Below are 16348 nucleotides of genomic sequence, written 5' to 3'. Positions count from 1 at the left end.
TGGCCAAATCAGGCCCCGCTACAGTCAGGCCCGCCTAGGCAAGAAGGGATATCGATGAGCGAGTCGCTTACACAACAGACCAAGATTACCAAGCAGCCGGTACGGGGAAAGGGCGTTGTCGTTTCCCAAAATGTCCAAGCCGCCCGCGTCGGCGCCGAAATCCTGCGAAAGGGCGGCAACGCCATCGATGCGGCGGTGGCGACCGGCATGGCGATCGGCGCCCTCGAACCATGGATGAGCGGCATTGGCGGCGTCGGCTTCATGACCATCTGGAGTGCCAAGGAGCGACGCGCCTGGACCGTCGATTACGGTCCGATCTCGGCCGCCAAGCTCGACCCGGCTCAGTACAAGATCGTCGGCCCCGGTCCTGCCAACTACTTCGCCTGGCCCGATGTCCTCGAGCGGCGGAACGAGGTGGGCTACCACTCGATCGCGGTCCCCGGCATGGTCGCGGGCCTGGCCAAGGCGCTCGAGCGCTTCGGCACCATGCCCTGGAAGGACGTGCTCGCTCCGGGCGTCGCGCTTGCCGAGCGCGGCATGGAACTCGACTGGTACATGCAGCTTCAAATCGCAAACGGCGCCGCCAACCTCAGCAAGTTTCCCGCCTCGAAGGCGAGCTATCTCTGCGACGAGGGCCGCGTCCCGACCAACGATTGGAAGGGCACGAAGCGCTATATCAAGCTCGGCAATCTTGGAGAGACCATGCGGCGTCTCGCCGAGGGAGGGCCGCGCGAATTCTACGAAGGCAGCCTCGCCCGGGACATCGCCGCCGATCTTCAGGCCGGCGGCTCGGCCATCTCCTACGAGGACCTGAAGGCCTACGAGGCCCGCATCGTCGAACCGCTCGCCTTCGACCATCACGGCGTAACCATCAATGTCGCGGGCGGGCTGACCGCCGGCCCGACGTTGCAGCGTACGCTCCAGCTCACCGGCTCCGGCACCAAAGGCAAGGGTGCGCCCGATGGACAATTCTTCGTGGCGATCGCCGAGGCGATGCACCAGGCCTACCAGGAACGCCTCACGAGTCTGGGCGACAAGCCGACCAACACCTGCACGACGCATTTCTGCGCCGCCGACAGCCAGGGCAACATGGTCGCCCTCACCCAGACTCTGATGTCTCTGTTCGGGTCGGGCGTCATGCTGCCCAAGACCGGCATCACCATGAACAATGGCATGCTGTGGTTCGACCCCGAACCCAATCGGCCCAATTCGATCGCTCCCGGCAAGCGTCCACTCTGCAACATCTGCCCGGTCGTCGTCGTGAAGAATGGCGAGCCCTGGTTCTGCATCGGCGCCTCGGGCGGGCGCCGCATCGTTCCGGCCGTGACGCAGCTGTCGCTGATGCTGATCGATCGCGGGCTGGATGTCGAAGCGGCCTTTCATCAACCGCGCCTCGACATATCCGGAGTCGGTCCGATCAACGTCAATCGCGACATCGCCGACGACATCAAGAAGGCGATCGCCGCCAAACTGCCGATCGTCGAGGTGGCCAACCAGATCCATCCGCTTGGCTTCGCCAACCCCTCCTGCATCGTGCGCGACGCCTCGACCGGCGAGCTTGTCGGCATGAACGAGGTGATGTCGCCCTGGGCGGGCGGCGCGGCGCAATAAGCCGGGTGTCGCAGCGCCCTGTTCACCGTAGCGTGAAGCCAGCCCCTCGCCAGGGCTGGCTTTTTCCACTGAGGGAAGGTTCACGCGTCACCCTCTTTGGGACAAGCTGCGTTCCAATGAATACTCCGGCTCCGTCCGACGCCACGCTGTGATGGCAACGACCACTGTCTCCGCCGCTCCCGGCGACACCATCAAGCGGCTGCTGCCCTGGCTGGTTGCCGTGGCCTTTTTCATGCAGTCGCTCGACACCACGATCCTCAATACCGCGGTCCCCGCAATCGCCGAGGCGATGACCGTAACGCCGCTCGACATGAAGTCGGTTCTGGCGAGCTATACGCTAAGCTTGGCCGTCTTCATTCCGATCAGCGGCTGGATGGCCGATCGCTTCGGGACACGCGCGGTTTTCGCTTCGGCCATCGGCTTATTCACCCTGGGCTCGCTCCTCTGCGGCCTGTCGATGAACATCACCATGCTCGTCGCCTGTCGCGTGCTTCAGGGCATGGGCGGCGCGATGATGGTGCCCGTGGGTCGCATGACCATGGTGCGCACCTTTCCCAAATCCGAACTCATCCGCGCCATGAGCTTCGTCTCCATCCCCAGCCTGATTGGCCCCATGCTCGGCCCGATCCTGGGTGGGCTGATTGTCCATTATCTCCACTGGAGCATCGTCTTCTTCGTCAACATTCCGGTCGGGCTGGCCGGTCTGATCCTGGTCTATCGCTTCCTGCCGGACTATCGCGAGGACAACACGCATGCGCTCGATATCGTCGGGCTGATCCTGTTCGGATCGGGCGTGGCACTCCTCTCCTACGTGCTGGAGGTGTTCGGCCAACATACCCTGGGGGACGTCGAGACGGTCGGACTGCTCGCCCTCTCGGCGCTGCTCCTGACAGGCTATGGCATCAAGGCGGCGCAGACGCCGTTTCCCCTGCTCCAGCTCGGCTTGTTCCGGCTCAGGACGTTCCGGGCCTCCGTCGCCGGCAGCTTCTTCAGCCGCCTCGGTCTGGGCGGCATCCCGTTTCTGTTTCCGCTGCTCTATCAGGTCGGCCTCGGCTACTCCCCGATCCAATCCGGCCTCCTGGTGATGCCGCAGGCGATGGCCGCCATGGGACTGAAGGTGATCGTTCCCAAGATCCTGGGAGTGCTGGGCTATCGCAACGTCCTGGTCGGCAATACGATCATCCTGGGCGTGCTCATCATGCTGTTCGCGACCATCGATGTCGGTACGCCAGCCTGGCGCATTGCCCTGCAGGCCTTCATCCTCGGCTTCTTCACCTCCACTCAATACACCAGCATGAACACGCTCGTTTATGCCGACGTCTCGGCGCAGCAGACGAGCGCCGCGAGCACGATTGCAAGCACGGTCCAGCAGATGTCGATCAGCTTCGGCGTCGCTTCCGCGTCGTTGATCGCGGCCATGTTCGTCCCCGAGACACTGCGCTCCACGCCGAGCGCCATGATCCACGGGGTGCACCAGGCCTTCATCATCCTCGGCCTCATGACGATGGCCTCCTCCATCGTCTTCATGGAGCTACGCCAGAATGACGGCGGCTCCATCAGCGGCAAGAAGCTGGTTTAGCCGCCAGATGGCTACGGTCAGGACCGTGGCGAACGAAATCCAGAGCAGATAGGGGACCAGCAGCCCCACCGCCAAGAGGTCGACCCGACGGAAAGAGAACATCGTCGCCAGCACCGCCATGTCCAGGGCCACGATCACGACCACTGCTCCCGACAGGCTGTGGAAGCCAAAGAAAGTGACGCTCCAACAGAGGTTCAGCACAAGCTGCAGCGCGAAGAGGAGAAGCGGCAATCGGGATCCGGCGTGCGGCGTGTGCCGCCAGATCCGCCACCCGGCAATCGCCATCAGGATGTAGAGAGTGGTCCAGACGGGCGCAAAGACCCAATCCGGCGGATTGAAGGAAGGCTTGCGCAGCGTCGGATACCAACTGGTTACGCTTCCAGCCGTCACCCAGCTTCCCAGGAGCCCGATTCCCAGACAGAGGGCGAGGAAGAAGACAAGGCTCGCACCCTGCAGCCACGGGCCGCGTTTCGACATCGGTACCTCACGACAGAAGGCTGGCCCCCACATTGATCGAGAGCGCCAGGATCGCCGTATTGAAGACGAAGGAAATGACGCCTTGGATCAAGCTCACGCGCCGCATCGCGGGCGAGATCGTGTTGACGTCGGCAGTTTGCGCGGCGCAACCGATCACGAAGGCGTAATAGACGAAGTCGCGGTAATCCGGCGGACGGTTGCCGGGGAATTCCAGGCCCCCCGGAACGCCCTGTTCGTTCGGACGATAGTAGAGATTGGCATAATGCAAGGCGAACACCAGGTGCGTGAAGGTCCAGGACAGCACCACCGTCGCGCCCGTCACCAACATGCTTATCCAGGGCGTCGCCTGCGCCGACTTGATGACCGCGAGCTCGGAAAAGATCGTACCCAGGCTTGCGGCCGCACTGGTCACCACAATCACCGTGATCACCCAGTCCTTCTCGTCATAGAGCGACGCCCGCTTATGGCAGGTGTGAACCGTTGAGCGGGCGATCATGGCGAAGACCGAGACCACATAGATCGCCGCGGTCAGATCCCACCCCATCAGGATCCGTGTCACCAATCGTATGGAGGGAGGAAGCGCCAGGAAGAGGAGCGCCCCGGCAACCATCGCCAGGAACAGACGCCGACGAGAGAGGAGAAGGCGGTGAAGCCGCCGCCTGAACCGAATTTTCCTGGTCATCTACCGCTCCCCTCTCCATTCGACGTGCCGCTGGCCGGCGCAAACTCCGTCACGGCTGGCCTCTCCACCTGTGGCAATTGCCATCATCGAGTTAGTATCATAAAGAAACTTATCATGTTCCTCATGACCGATCGGCAAATCCGTTCACATGGCCTTGCCGGTCTTGTGGATGAACGCTAAACACACGCCCGTCATTTTGTCGCAAGCGGCCGGGGGGAAAAGCAGCATGGCGACGAAGAAGAAGTCTACATCGTCTATGGCTCATTCGCCTGCTAAGGGTCTGAATGGAAAGGCCGAGTCCAGCCGTGCAACGGGAACGCCGGAGGCGCGCGAGACAGCGCGCCTGCTGCTCGATATCGAAGCGATCCACTGCCGACCGGAAAATCCCTACATTTTCACATCTGGCCGAGCGAGCCCGGTCTATATCGATTGTCGCAAGCTGATCTCCTTTCCCGAAGCGCGCAGCAAGATCATGAACTACGCGCTGAAGGTGATCGAAAAGGATATCGGCTGGAACAAGATCGACGTGGTCGCCGGAGGGGAAACGGCCGGTATCCCCTTTGCCGCCTTCCTGGCGGCTCTAGCCAAGAAACCGATGATCTATGTCCGCAAGCAGCCGAAAGGGTTCGGCCGCATGGCGCAGATCGAGGGCGACCTGAAGCCCGGCAAGCGCGTCCTGCTGGTCGAAGACCTTGCCACGGACGGCGGCAGCAAGCTGGTCTTCATCGACGCGCTCAAGAAGGCGGATGCCAAGGTCACCGACTGCTTCGTGATCTTCCACTACGGAATATTCCCGCAGAGCATCGAGACCCTGGCGGTTGCCGGCGTCAAGCTGCACGCGCTGGCCACCTGGTGGGATGCGCTGGAAGCCGCCGAGAAGCACAAATACTTCGACGAAAAGGGACTGAGCGAGACTCGGGCCTTTCTCGAGGGACCGGAACAATGGTCTGCCGCTCATGGCGGACGTATCCCGGGCTCCCGGCCCTCACTGTCGCGCTGACCCGGCGAATGCGTGCGTGGGGTGGGACCTCACCGCCCCGCCCGATCGCTCCGTTGAAGACCATAATCCCCGGAAACGACTTCCGACCTTAAGATGGGGCCGTACAACGGCCAATAACGCGAGGTCAGATGCTATCGATTGGGGACCATTCCCGTTTTTTTGCCGTTTATTTAACGGACAAACGGCTGGTCTGACCTCGAGCATCGAAGCCCCCCGATGAATTTTCCTCTTCCGCTTCCACCAGTCCGAGCGATTGGCCGGCGCGCTTTCTGTACCCTCGCCTTGGTCTCTGCGGCCGCATCCCGCGCCTGGGCTGCCGGCAAGGATGAACTTGTCATCGGCACCACACAGGCACCTGGGACGATGAATCCCCTGATCAGTTCCATGCTGGCCAGGACGCTGATCCAGAACATGACGCTGCGCCCTTTCACGGCTTACGACCCCGACTGGAAGCTCACCTGCCTGGCTTGCACCCGCCTGCCCAGTCTCAAGGACGGCACCGTGCGGCTTGTCGATCTTCCCGACGGGAAGCAGGGCATGGAAGTGGACATCGAAATAAAGCCGCTGAAGTGGGGCGACGGCACTCCAGTCACGACCAAGGACATGGCATTCACACTCGCGGTCGGCCAGCATCCCCTGTCGGGCGTGGCGTCGGCCGAGGGCTACAAGCGGATCATCAAGCTCGACCTCAAGGACGAGCGGCGATTCACGGCAACGATCGATCGCGTCACCTTCGACTACGACAGCTTCGATTTCACCGTCATTCCGGCCCACATCGAGAAGCCGATCTTCGACGTCAACCCGGCCGACTACCGCAACAAGACGGCTTACGACACGGACCCGACCAATCCCGGCCTGGGCTTCGGCCCGTATCGGCTTTCCGAACTCGTGCCGGGCAACCGGATCGCGCTCGAGCAGAACATCCATTGGGAGGGGGAGAAACCGCATTTCAAGCGAATCGTGGTGAAATTCATCGAGAACACCTCGGCGCTCGAAGCCAACCTCCTGTCCGGCAATGTGGACTATGTCCTGGGCGAACTCGGCCTGTCCCTGGACCAGGCCGTCGGAATCGAGAAACGCCACAAGGACAAGTTCAACGTCGTCTACAAGCCGGCACTGGTCTACGAACATATCGACGTCAATCTCGACAATCCGCTGCTGAAGGATCGCCACGTCCGGCAGGCCATCCTGATGGCGATCGATCGCAAGGCGATCTCCGACAAGTTGTTCGAGGGCAAGCAGCCGGTGGCCAATGGCAGCATCAATCCGCTCGACCCGATGTACAGCCCGGCGGCCCGTCATTATCCCTACGATCCCGATGGCGCCCGCAAGCTTCTCGATGAAGCCGGTTTTGCGACCCTCAAGAATGGCGTGCGCACCGACGCCAAGGGAGAGCGCTTCTCCATCGAACTCACCACCACGGCGGGCAATCGCGTACGCGAACAGGTGGCGCAGGTGATCCAGAGCCAGCTCCGGCAGATTGGCGTCGACCTGCGCATCAAGGCCGAGCCGCCGCGCATCTTCTCGGACGCCATCAACCATCGGCGCTTCACCGGGCTGGCCATGTATGCCTGGGTCGAAAGGCCGGAAGGCGTTCCCCGCAGCACGCTGCACTCGCAGGAAATACCATCCGCCAAGAACGGCTGGAGCGGTCAGAATTACCCGGGCTACGCCAATCCCGAGATGGACAAGGCGCTCGATGCCGCGGAACGGGAACTCGATCCGGACAAGAGACGCGCCCTGTTTGCCGAAATCCAGCGGCTCTATGCCGACGACCTCCCCGTCCTGCCGCTCTACTTTCGCGTCGATCCTTTCGTCATCCCGAAGCCCCTCAAGGGAATCCGTCCGACGGGACATCTCAACAGCTCGACCCTGTGGGTTGAGCAATGGCGCTGGGAGGATTAGCTGGGGTGAGCCGGTATCTCGCCTCGCGGTTGCTGGAGATCGTCATCACCCTGGCCGTGATGAGTCTGGTGGTCTATCTGCTGATCGGCCTGATGCCGGGCGATCCGATCGATCTGATGATCTCCGGCGATCCGAAAATGACCAGCGCCGACGCGGCCCGACTGCGGGCTGTATACGGCATCGATAAGCCGCTCCTCGAACGCTATCTCGCCTGGGCGCATCAGGCCCTGCTCGGCAATTTCGGCTATTCGCGATCGTTCAACCAGCCCGTGCTCGCGGTGCTGTGGCCGCGCCTGCTGAACACGTTCGAATTGGCCGGCATTGCGTTGCTGGTGGCCACGAGCATCGCCCTGCCGCTTGGCATCTGGGCAGCCTCGCGGCCCCGCAGCCGGACCGACTACGTCATCAACCTGTTGTCCTTTGCCGGAATCTCCACGCCGCCCTTCTGGCTCGCCCTCCTGCTGATCACACTCTTCTCCGTCGAGCTGGGCTGGCTGCCGGCCGGGGGCGCGGCCGATTTGCGCGCCGGAACGGGCTGGGCTGCAGGCCTGGCCCAGACGCTACGCTTCATGGTGATGCCGATATTGACGCTCAGCCTGCTGCAGCTCGGCACCTACACACGCTTCATGCGCGGCGCCATGATTGAGGTCCTGCGCCAGGACTATGTGCGGACGGCGCGTGCCAAGGGGGCGTCGGAACGCCGGGTACTGCTGGATCACGCCTTCGCCAATGCCCTTCCCTCCGTGCTGACGGTGCTCGGGCTTTCGTTCGGTGGCCTGTTCTCTGGAGCGCTGATCACCGAAACCATGTTCGCCTGGCCCGGCATGGGCAAGATGATCTACCAGGCAATCCTCGACAACGACTACAACCTCGCCCTGATGGGGCTGTTGATCGCGACTTTCGCCACCATCGCCGGCAACCTGTTGGCCGATCTCGCGCTGGTGGCGCTCGATCCTCGCATCTCGATCTCGGATCGCGGATGACCCAGGCGACCACCCCACGCCATCTTGTCTGGCGGCGCCTGCTGCGCCATCGCCTGGCCGAACTTTCCCTGGGGTTCCTGGCTGTTCTTCTGCTGCTCACATTGGCGGCCCCCCTGATCGCCGAGTGGCGAGGGATCGATCCGACCATGACTGACCTGTTCCGGCGCCTTGAACCGCCTTCCGCCGAGCATTGGCTGGGCACGGACGAGCTCGGGCGCGATCTGTTCCAGCGCCTGCTCGACGGCGGACGGGTCTCGCTCTTCGTCGGCTTCGCCGGCGCACTCCTGTCAGCGGTGCTCGGGTCGATCATCGGAGTCGTCGCCGGCTATCTCGGCGGACGGCTCGACGGCCTGCTGATGCGCATCACCGACGGCGTCATAGCCCTGCCGCTGCTGCCGCTGTTGATCGTCCTCGCCGCGATCGATCCGCGAAAGCTCGGCATCCCGGCGGATATTGCCCAGTCGGAGACCTTCTCGCTCTATCGCATCGTCGTCATCGTCGGCCTCACCGGATGGACCACCGTTGCCCGCCTCGTTCGTGCCGAGACGCTCTCCCTGAAGGCGCGCGATTTCGCCCGCGCCGCACAGGCGCTCGGGGCGTCGCCGCTGCGGATCATGTTCCGGCATATCCTTCCCAATGCCGCTGGCTCGCTGGTGGTCGCCACCACCATGTCGGTTGGCGCCCTGATCCTGCTGGAATCGACCCTGTCCTTTCTCGGCCTCGGCACGCAGCCCCCGGCGGCGAGCTGGGGCAACATGCTCACAGGCGCGCAGGAACTGCTGCAGGATGCCCCCACGCTGGCCCTGTGGCCCGGGCTGATGATCCTGCTCACCGTGATCGCCTTCAACTTTCTGGGCGACGGACTTCAGGAAGCGCTGGATCCTCGCAGCGAGCGGCGGCTCTGACCGCTCTGTTCAGACCGCCGCTTGGTCGAGGGGGATCCAGCTCTTGCGCTCGCCCGCATAGAGCGGTCCGGGGTTACCGCCGACGGTCGTCCGCCACATGACCCGGCGATCCTTTTCCGGGTCGTACCAGGTCGCGGTATGGATCAGGCAACGATTGTCCCAGATCAGCAGGTCGCCCTCGGTCCATTCGTGGACGTAGACGAACTCGGGACGGGTGTAATGCGCCATCAGCTCGTCCAGCAGCGCGGCGCCGTCGCCGTGGGGGCCGGGCTGCATGCCAACGAACGGTCCCTCGAACCAATCCATCTGGCTGTATTCGCACAGGTAGAGGGCGCGCTCCCCTGTCACAGGATGCGTCCGGACGACCGGCTGAGGCTGGGACCGCTCATGCGGCGCGAAGGCGCGCGGGGGTGTGCCGGCCAGCGCTTCCTTCCGGCCGCGGCCGGATCCCGGCTGGGCATGGAGCCCTTGCAGCCCGTCCACCCGCGCCTTCAGCGCCGGCGGCAGGGCCTCGTAAGCCAGGATGCCACTGGCGAAGAGCGTCTGGCCTCGGGTCCGGTCGACGGGAACGGCGGCGTAGAACAGCGAGATGTCCGGCGGCGGTCGGCGGTAGCTCTGGTCCGTATGCCAGCCACGGCGATGCGGATACTGCACCGGGAACTTGCCATCGGCCGTCAGAGGCGGATCGGGAAGCGCCGGTGGAGGGCGAGCGCCGGGCACGGTGTTCGTCACCAGCAGGATCTCCGGCTGGGTCTCGTGGACCATGTGCCGGCCGATCAGCAGATTCCGATAGTCCTCGACCTCCGGGCCGAACAGACGACTGAGCTCGACCAGCAGCGCCGGCGCCGGGCCGATCTCGGTCCGGCCGGGGATCAGCAGCAGCCCGCCGGCATCGGCCAGGGCCTGCGGCAACCCTTCCGGCGTCGCTTCCCCCAAAGGCCTGTCCAGCCGAACCGTCGCGCCGAAGCGGGCCCCGGGCAACGGGCCATCGATCTCAAGCCTTCCGCTCATCGCCGCGATCCCCTCCTCGACTCCGCTGCCCTTACAGATGCCGACACCATACAAAAACAGTGCCGGATCGTGTCAGGTCGGCGCCCCGGCAAATCGTGCCGCGCCATCCTCCAGCGGCACACCGACCGCGTTCAGGAAGAACGCCGCCATGTGATAGTAACCGATGGCGAGAATCAGCTCGACAAGCTGCTCCTCCGACCATTCCGAAGCCAGCTCGCGCCAGAGCGCATCCGACACCGTGGATGTGTCGTGCAGTTCGTCGACCGTCCTGATGATGAGCCGCTCCCGCGCGCTCCACACGGGATCGTCGCCGGCGCCGTGCAGCGTCGCGCAAATCTCGGCGTCGCTGAGGCCACAGCTGCCTTGATAGAGCGCGACATGCATGCCCCACTCGTATTCCGACCGCGTTCGCGCGCCCGTGCGCATGATCGCGATTTCCCTCTCGCGCGCCGGCAGCTTGCCACTGAACAGGATCGTTCCGCCCAGCGCCTGGAAGCGCATCAAGAACTTCGGTGCATGGGCCAGCGCCTGCATCAGGTTCCGCGGCGACGGCCCCTCGAAGCGCATGCCGTCCATCATCTTCTCAAGATCGGGCTCATAAGGGCGGGGTCTCGGCGACAGGCGCGACATGGTTTGGTGCTCCTTCATCGCCATCTCATAGGAGAAAATGGAAACGTTTCCAATTTTCTCTTGCCTGAAGGTCCTTCAGCATCAATTATTATTCAAAATAGTTGAAGGGAAACGTTTCCAAATTGGTTCGGGCCACCATTCGTGATGTCGCCGAAGCGGCCGGTGTTTCCCTCGGCTCGGCCTCGCGTGCCCTCAATGGCGGGCGCAATGTCAGCGCGCGCGTTGCCCAAGACGTGGCGCAGGCGGCGAAGCGGCTCGGCTACCAGCCAGACTTCCTTGCGCGTAGCTTGCGGACTCGCTCGAGCGGCATGGTCGGCTGCCTCGTCTCCGACATCGCCAACCCGCTCTATGCCGAGATCGTCCAGGCGGCTGAGGGAAGGCTGCGCGAGGCGGGATGCCTTCTCGTCGTCGCCAGCACCGGCAACGATCCGAAACGGGAGCAGGACGCGGTGGCCGAATTCCGCGGCCGGCGCCTCGACGGCTTTCTCGTCGCGCCCGGCAGCGATGCGAACGCGAAGACCTGGCGCACGCTGGCCGACTCCGGAACGCCGGTCATTATTCTCGACCGCGACCCTCCAGCCGGCGGCGATGGTCTTTTCCCGAGCGTTCTCGTGGACCACCGCGGCGGGGCCATGGCTGCCACCCGGTATCTCCTCGGACTCGGTCATCGTCGGATTGCCCTGCTGACGCCGGGAGCGCGCATGCGACCGGGACGCGAGCGCATCGCGGGCTTCCGCCAGGCCTTCGCGGACGCCGAGGCAAGCCCGACCGGCGCGATCGTCTGCCCGCAGGAGTCGTCCATGGATTTCGCCTACAGTGCCGCGCTCGCGGTTCTGGAAGCATCCTCCCGCCCCACTGCCGTCATCGCACTCGGCACCCGTATCCTGGCCGGCGTCCTGCGCGCGGCCCGCACGCTGAAGCTTTCGGTTCCAGACGATCTGTCGATCGTATCGGTCGGCGATACCGATATCGCGGCGGTCCATACGCCGGCGATCACCGCGCTGCGCTGGAGCCTCGAAGAGGTTGGCCGTGCCGCCGCGGAGATGCTGCTGCAACGCCTGAAGGGCGATGGAACGGCCGCCCCTGCGCGCGCGCTGTTGCCGGTCGATCTGGTACTGCGGGAGTCCTGCGCGTCGCCTCCGAAAATCTAAAAACTGAACCGAGGGAAGGGAACCAGACCATGGATCGCAGACATTTCTTGCTGGCACTGGCGCTAGGTGCCGTCGCCGTGCCCGTCATCGCCCAGGGCAGCGATGTGCCGGCCACACCAGGCTGGCCCAGCAAGCCGCTGCGGCTGATCGTTCCCTTTGCCGCCGGAGGTGGGACGGACCTGGTGGCGCGTTCGCTCGCGGACAAGCTGGGTGCGGCCCTCGGCCAGGTCGTCGTCGTCGACAACAAACCCGGGGCCTCGGGCGTGATCGCCATGGAGGCCGGCGCCCGAGCCCAACCGGACGGCTATACCCTCGTCCTCGGCTCGGCCAGCACCGTGGTCGTGAATCCCGCCGTCCTGCCCGACCTGCCCTACGATTCGGTGAAGAGCTTCGAGTACATCGGCGATGTCGGCTCCGCCTCGATCGCCATGGTCGCCCACCCGGACTTTCCGGCCAAGAACCTGCGCGATGTCATCGCGCTCGCGAAGGCAAAGCCCGGCGAACTGAACTACGGAACCTGGGGCCTCGGCTCGACGGGCCATATGTGCGCCGAGATGGTGCGGGCCGCCACCGGCATCGAATGGACCCATGTTCCCTACAAGGGTGCAGCGCCAGTCCTGAACGACATCGTGGCCGGCAACATCAAGCTGGGCTTCGCCGACGTCCAGTCCGTGGTGCCGATGGCGAAGTCGGGCAAGGTCAAGGTCGTGGCCGCGTGTGCGCGCCGATCGATCAACTTTCCGGACGTGCCCGGCTATGTCGAGCAGGGTGTGAACTTCGACTTCGTGTGGCGCTACGCCCTGCTCGCCCCGGCCAACACCCCCAAGCCGATCGTCGACCGTCTGCATGCCGAGCTCATGAAGGTGCTCGCCCTGCCCGACATCAAGGAGCGGTGGGCGGAATTCGGCATGACGCCCTCGACCATCAGCTCCTCGGACCTCAAGGCACAAACGGAGCAGGACATCGCGAGCTTGACCAAGCTCGCCCGCGACGCGGGGATCCGGCAATGAGCCGTCTGCTGGGGCCGGTGCGCCAGAACGGCTATGTCGTGCGCGACATCGAGAAGGCGATGAAGTACTGGGCGGAGGTAATGGGCGTCGGGCCCTGGTACTATATCGCCCAACCGCCGATCGAAGCCTTCGAGTACATGGGACAGCCGTCACAGCCAGATATCTCGATCGCGCTTGCCAATTCCGGTCCTTTGCAGATCGAGTTGATCCAGCAGCGCAACGACGCTCCATCGATGTATCGGGACTTCCTCGAGGCCGGCCACGAGGGCCTTCAGCACATCGCCTACTGGACGACCGATTTCGATACTGCGCTGGCGCAATGCCTCGCAGCCGGCTACAGGATCGGCCATCGCGGCCAAATCGGGGCGCGTGGCCGCTTCCTCTACTTCGAAAGCGATGGCCATCCCGGCACGGTGATCGAACTGTCCGAGATCGCTGGCAACAAGGGCAAGTTCTTCGACAAGATCGCCCGCGAAGCTGCGACCTGGGACGGCAGCAATCCGATCCGGAGGCTGTGACATGACGCAAGGTATCTCCATCACGGGGCAGATCGCCGTCGTCACGGGCGCGGCGAGCGGTCTCGGCTTGGCAATCGCCCGCTGTTTCGCCGACGCCGGCGCGCGCGTCGCGCTGTGGGACCGCAACCGCGACGGCGTCCGAGACGCCGCGGCCAAGATGGGCGATCAAAACCTGGCCCTGGAAGTCGACGTGACTGCTCCAGCGAGCGTGCGCGCGGCGTGGGCGGAAACGAAACAGGCCCTCGGAACGCCTTCGATCCTGGTCAACAGTGCCGGTATCCTCGGACCCACCGCGCCCTTCGCTGACTATCCCGAAGAGGCCTGGAAACGGGTACTCGATATCAACCTCAACGGAACATTCCACTGCTGCCAGGCAGCCGTGCCCGACATGGTGGCCTCGGGCTATGGCCGCGTCGTCAACATCGCCTCGATAGCCGGCAAGGACGGCAATCCCGGCGTTGCCGGATATGTCGCCTCGAAGGCCGCGGTCATCGGCCTCACCAAGTCGATGGGCAAGGAACTGGGAAAACACGGCGTTCTCGTCAACGCGATCGCGCCCTCGGCATCCGAGACGGCCATCTTCGGCGCGCTCACGGAAGCCTATCGCGCCCGGTTGATCGCCAACGTGCCCATGGGGCGGTTCGTCAGGCCGGATGAAGTGGCCGCCCTCGTCCTTTGGCTCGCTTCGCCAGCCTGCAGCTTCTCGACCGGCGCCACGTTCGACATCTCGGGGGGCCGCGCGACCTACTGAGTCCTCAGGGACGGCAGGATCGACAGGCGGATCGCGGCGCCGCACGCCGCCCGTCGGCGCGCGGGCGACTCTCGGAAAAGCCGCAGGCGTGGCAGCTATCGATCTCGAAATCGATCCAGTGCGTGGGCTCTCCGCAGTGCTCGCAGGGCAGGCCACGGCGCGAATGCATATGGCCGAAACCCGGCGTCCCGCAGCGCGGGCACAGCGACGAAAGCCGCTTGGCCAGCTTCCAGGCAAGAGCGCGCAGCACTTTCATCCGGGTTGGGTTCAGGTGCGCGCGCATGTCGGAGATCAGGATGGCCTCTCCGTCCTCGGAGCGCGCCGCTTCCTGGTCGATCGCGGCCACCACCTCGTCGACCTCGGTGAGGCCCTTGATGGGGCGGGTGGGATCGCTGCCACAGATCACGAACACGCCGAACTGCGGGAAGCCCATCGACTTCAGCACCGCGGGAACGCGCGGGTCTCCCTGGCCGAAGCGCTGCAAGCGCCAGTTGGTCCGATGCGTCCCCAGCGTCTCGACGAAGCGCAAGCCGCGCCGGCGATCGACGAAGGCCATGATCTCGACACCGGACGGAATGAAGGGAAGCCTGTCGATGGGCCCGTAACTGCCCTCGCTCGCAACAGCGCAATCGACATCCAGGGTGTTGAAGACGAGTTCGGCCTTGAGCAGCGACGTCTCGACCAACGCATCCGGCCTCGGCACCTCGCCGGAAAAGGTGCCGAGCGTATCCGTGTCGACATTGGGCGCAACGACCACATCAGCACCCATCAGGCGCCGGAACGGCGGCGCGATGGCGCGCTCCTTGGCGTGGATGGTCGCCAGACCGATCCGGCCGCCTGCGTATGGATGCATCGTCACAGTCTGGGCGGTCCGCCGCTTGGGCCTACTCCGCCGCTTGCGGTACCGCCTGCCGGGCCAGTTGCTGCTCGACCAGGGTCGCCCAGTAGGACGCGCCGAGCGGCAGGATATCGTCGTTGAAGTCGTAGCCCGGGTTGTGGACCATGCAGCTGCCCTCGCCGTCGCCGTTGCCGATCCAGATGTAGCAGCCCGGCTTCTTCAGCAGCATCCAGGCGAAGTCCTCGCTGCCCATGGCGGGGGTGGGATTGCGATTGACGTTCTCCAGGCCCACCAGCGTCGCCGCGGCGTGGGCGGCAAACTCGGTTTCCTGCGTCGTGTTCACGGTGGCGGGATAGCGCCTCTCGTAGCGCCACTTGGTGACTTCGCCACCGAAGCCGGCGGCCACGTTGCGCGCGATCTTTTCGATCTGGCGCTCGATCATGTCCTGCACCGGTTTCTTGAAGGTGCGGACGGTACCTCGCAGCACGCATTCCTGCGGGATCACGTTCCACGTATCGCCGGCGTGGATCTGGGTCGTCGACACCACGGCGGTGTCCATCGGATCGATGTTGCGCGCCACGATCGATTGCAGTGCCGTCACGATATGGGCGCCGACCACCACCGGATCGATGCCGTGATGCGGCATGGCGCCGTGGGCGCCGACGCCCTGCACGACGATCTCGAAGATGTCGTAGGCGGCCATCATCGGACCGGGCCGGACGGCAAAGCGGCCGACCGGAACGCCCGGGATGTTGTGCATGCCGTAAACACCCTCGCAGGGGAACTTCTCGAACAGCCCCTCTTCCACCATTACCCGGCCGCCGCCCTCGTTCTCCTCGGCCGGCTGGAAGATGAAATAGACGGTGCCGTCGAAATTCTTCGTCTCGGCAAGATACTTGGCGGCGCCCAGCAGCATCACGGTATGGCCGTCATGACCACAGGCATGCATCTTGCCCGGGATCGTCGAGGCGTGATCGAACTTGTTGGTTTCCAGCACATCGAGCGCATCCATATCGGCTCGCAGGCCGATGGCCCGCTTGCTCGTGCCCGATCGCAGCACGCCGACGACGCCGGTCTTCGCCAGGCCGCGATGCACCTCGATGCCGAATTCCTTCAGCTTGCCGGTAACGACGTCGGCCGTCCGCACTTCCTCGAACGCCGTTTCCGGATGCTTGTGGATGTCGTGCCGCCATGCCGTCATGTCCTTGTGGAACGAGGCGATGCGGTTGATGACGGGCATGGGGCTCTCCAAAAATATGGCTGCGGATCGTAAGGAAGGTCAGCGGTGGGTCAAGCA

The 16348-nt window shown here is 64.3% G+C and carries 16 protein-coding genes; 10 read left to right on the top strand and 6 right to left on the bottom strand.

The window, feature by feature from the left end:
• The first annotated feature begins 54 nt into the window (after window positions 1-54).
• Together B5D62_RS21370 and B5D62_RS21365 are read left to right on the top strand one after the other, a co-directional pair.
• Window positions 55-1611, top strand: coding sequence for a gamma-glutamyltransferase family protein (locus tag B5D62_RS21370; RefSeq protein WP_085935968.1), 1557 nt, complete (start codon window positions 55-57; stop codon window positions 1609-1611).
• Between the two features lie 151 nt (window positions 1612-1762).
• The gene (locus tag B5D62_RS21365) at window positions 1763-3190 is read left to right on the top strand and encodes a DHA2 family efflux MFS transporter permease subunit (RefSeq protein ID WP_085935967.1); all 1428 of its coding nucleotides are present in this window, start codon (window positions 1763-1765) and stop codon (window positions 3188-3190) included.
• Here the strand turns inward: B5D62_RS21365 and B5D62_RS21360 are convergent.
• Window positions 3143-3667: a TspO/MBR family protein gene (locus tag B5D62_RS21360; protein WP_085935966.1), complete on the bottom strand. Its 525-nt coding sequence runs from the start codon at window positions 3665-3667 to the stop codon at window positions 3143-3145. The two genes, B5D62_RS21365 and B5D62_RS21360, sit on opposite strands and share 48 nt — an antisense overlap.
• 7 nt (window positions 3668-3674) lie before the next feature.
• Window positions 3675-4349, bottom strand: coding sequence for a DUF1345 domain-containing protein (locus B5D62_RS21355; protein WP_085935965.1), 675 nt, complete (start codon window positions 4347-4349; stop codon window positions 3675-3677).
• Window positions 4350-4575: 226 nt separating this feature from the next.
• On the opposite strand from B5D62_RS21355, the gene B5D62_RS21350 reads away from it, so the two are divergent.
• The 4 genes from B5D62_RS21350 (at window position 4576) to B5D62_RS21335 (ending at window position 9142) form a co-directional block, all read left to right on the top strand.
• On the top strand, window positions 4576-5349 hold the full coding sequence (locus B5D62_RS21350; RefSeq protein ID WP_231714884.1) for an orotate phosphoribosyltransferase: 774 nt from the start codon (window positions 4576-4578) through the stop codon (window positions 5347-5349).
• 363 nt (window positions 5350-5712) lie between these two features.
• The gene (locus B5D62_RS21345; RefSeq protein ID WP_231714883.1) at window positions 5713-7254 is read left to right on the top strand and encodes a peptide ABC transporter substrate-binding protein; all 1542 of its coding nucleotides are present in this window, start codon (window positions 5713-5715) and stop codon (window positions 7252-7254) included.
• 5 nt (window positions 7255-7259) lie between these two features.
• Window positions 7260-8237 carry an ABC transporter permease gene (locus B5D62_RS21340; RefSeq protein WP_085935962.1) on the top strand — a complete coding sequence of 326 codons (978 nt, stop codon included), beginning with the start codon at window positions 7260-7262 and terminating at the stop codon, window positions 8235-8237.
• Window positions 8234-9142 carry an ABC transporter permease gene (locus tag B5D62_RS21335; RefSeq protein ID WP_085935961.1) on the top strand — a complete coding sequence of 303 codons (909 nt, stop codon included), beginning with the start codon at window positions 8234-8236 and terminating at the stop codon, window positions 9140-9142. The genes B5D62_RS21340 and B5D62_RS21335 overlap by 4 nt, the downstream gene beginning before the upstream one ends.
• A gap of 9 nt (window positions 9143-9151) precedes the next feature.
• On the opposite strand, the gene B5D62_RS21330 is transcribed toward B5D62_RS21335, so the two are convergent.
• The gene (locus B5D62_RS21330) at window positions 9152-10153 is read right to left on the bottom strand and encodes a TauD/TfdA dioxygenase family protein (RefSeq protein WP_085935960.1); all 1002 of its coding nucleotides are present in this window, start codon (window positions 10151-10153) and stop codon (window positions 9152-9154) included.
• 72 nt (window positions 10154-10225) lie between these two features.
• Complete coding sequence (locus tag B5D62_RS21325) at window positions 10226-10801, bottom strand: carboxymuconolactone decarboxylase family protein (protein WP_170921057.1); 576 nt, start codon at window positions 10799-10801, stop codon at window positions 10226-10228.
• Window positions 10802-10905: 104 nt separating this feature from the next.
• Between B5D62_RS21325 and B5D62_RS21320 the strand changes: the two genes are divergently transcribed.
• The 4 genes from B5D62_RS21320 to B5D62_RS21305 are packed head-to-tail and all read left to right on the top strand — an operon-like array spanning window position 10906 to window position 14213.
• Window positions 10906-11934 carry a LacI family DNA-binding transcriptional regulator gene (locus B5D62_RS21320; RefSeq protein ID WP_218191186.1) on the top strand — a complete coding sequence of 343 codons (1029 nt, stop codon included), beginning with the start codon at window positions 10906-10908 and terminating at the stop codon, window positions 11932-11934.
• A 29-nt stretch (window positions 11935-11963) separates the two neighbouring features.
• Window positions 11964-12944: a Bug family tripartite tricarboxylate transporter substrate binding protein gene (locus B5D62_RS21315; protein ID WP_085935957.1), complete on the top strand. Its 981-nt coding sequence runs from the start codon at window positions 11964-11966 to the stop codon at window positions 12942-12944.
• Entirely contained in the window at window positions 12941-13462 is a 522-nt protein-coding gene (locus B5D62_RS21310) for a VOC family protein (protein ID WP_085935956.1), read from the top strand. The genes B5D62_RS21315 and B5D62_RS21310 overlap by 4 nt, the downstream gene beginning before the upstream one ends.
• 1 nt (window position 13463) lies before the next feature.
• Window positions 13464-14213 carry an SDR family NAD(P)-dependent oxidoreductase gene (locus B5D62_RS21305; protein WP_085935955.1) on the top strand — a complete coding sequence of 250 codons (750 nt, stop codon included), beginning with the start codon at window positions 13464-13466 and terminating at the stop codon, window positions 14211-14213.
• Window positions 14214-14217: 4 nt separating this feature from the next.
• Here B5D62_RS21305 and B5D62_RS21300 read toward each other — a convergent pair whose 3' ends face one another.
• Together B5D62_RS21300 and B5D62_RS21295 are read right to left on the bottom strand one after the other, a co-directional pair.
• Window positions 14218-15066: a DUF6671 family protein gene (locus tag B5D62_RS21300; RefSeq protein WP_085935954.1), complete on the bottom strand. Its 849-nt coding sequence runs from the start codon at window positions 15064-15066 to the stop codon at window positions 14218-14220.
• Between the two features lie 31 nt (window positions 15067-15097).
• Complete coding sequence (locus B5D62_RS21295; protein WP_085935953.1) at window positions 15098-16291, bottom strand: M20 aminoacylase family protein; 1194 nt, start codon at window positions 16289-16291, stop codon at window positions 15098-15100.
• Window positions 16292-16348 lie beyond the last annotated feature (57 nt).

It is taken from the genome of Enhydrobacter aerosaccus, from assembly GCF_900167455.1.
Taxonomy (GTDB): Bacteria; Pseudomonadota; Alphaproteobacteria; order Reyranellales; family Reyranellaceae; genus Reyranella; species Reyranella aerosaccus.
This window is presented reverse-complemented; position numbering and strand designations above follow the sequence as displayed.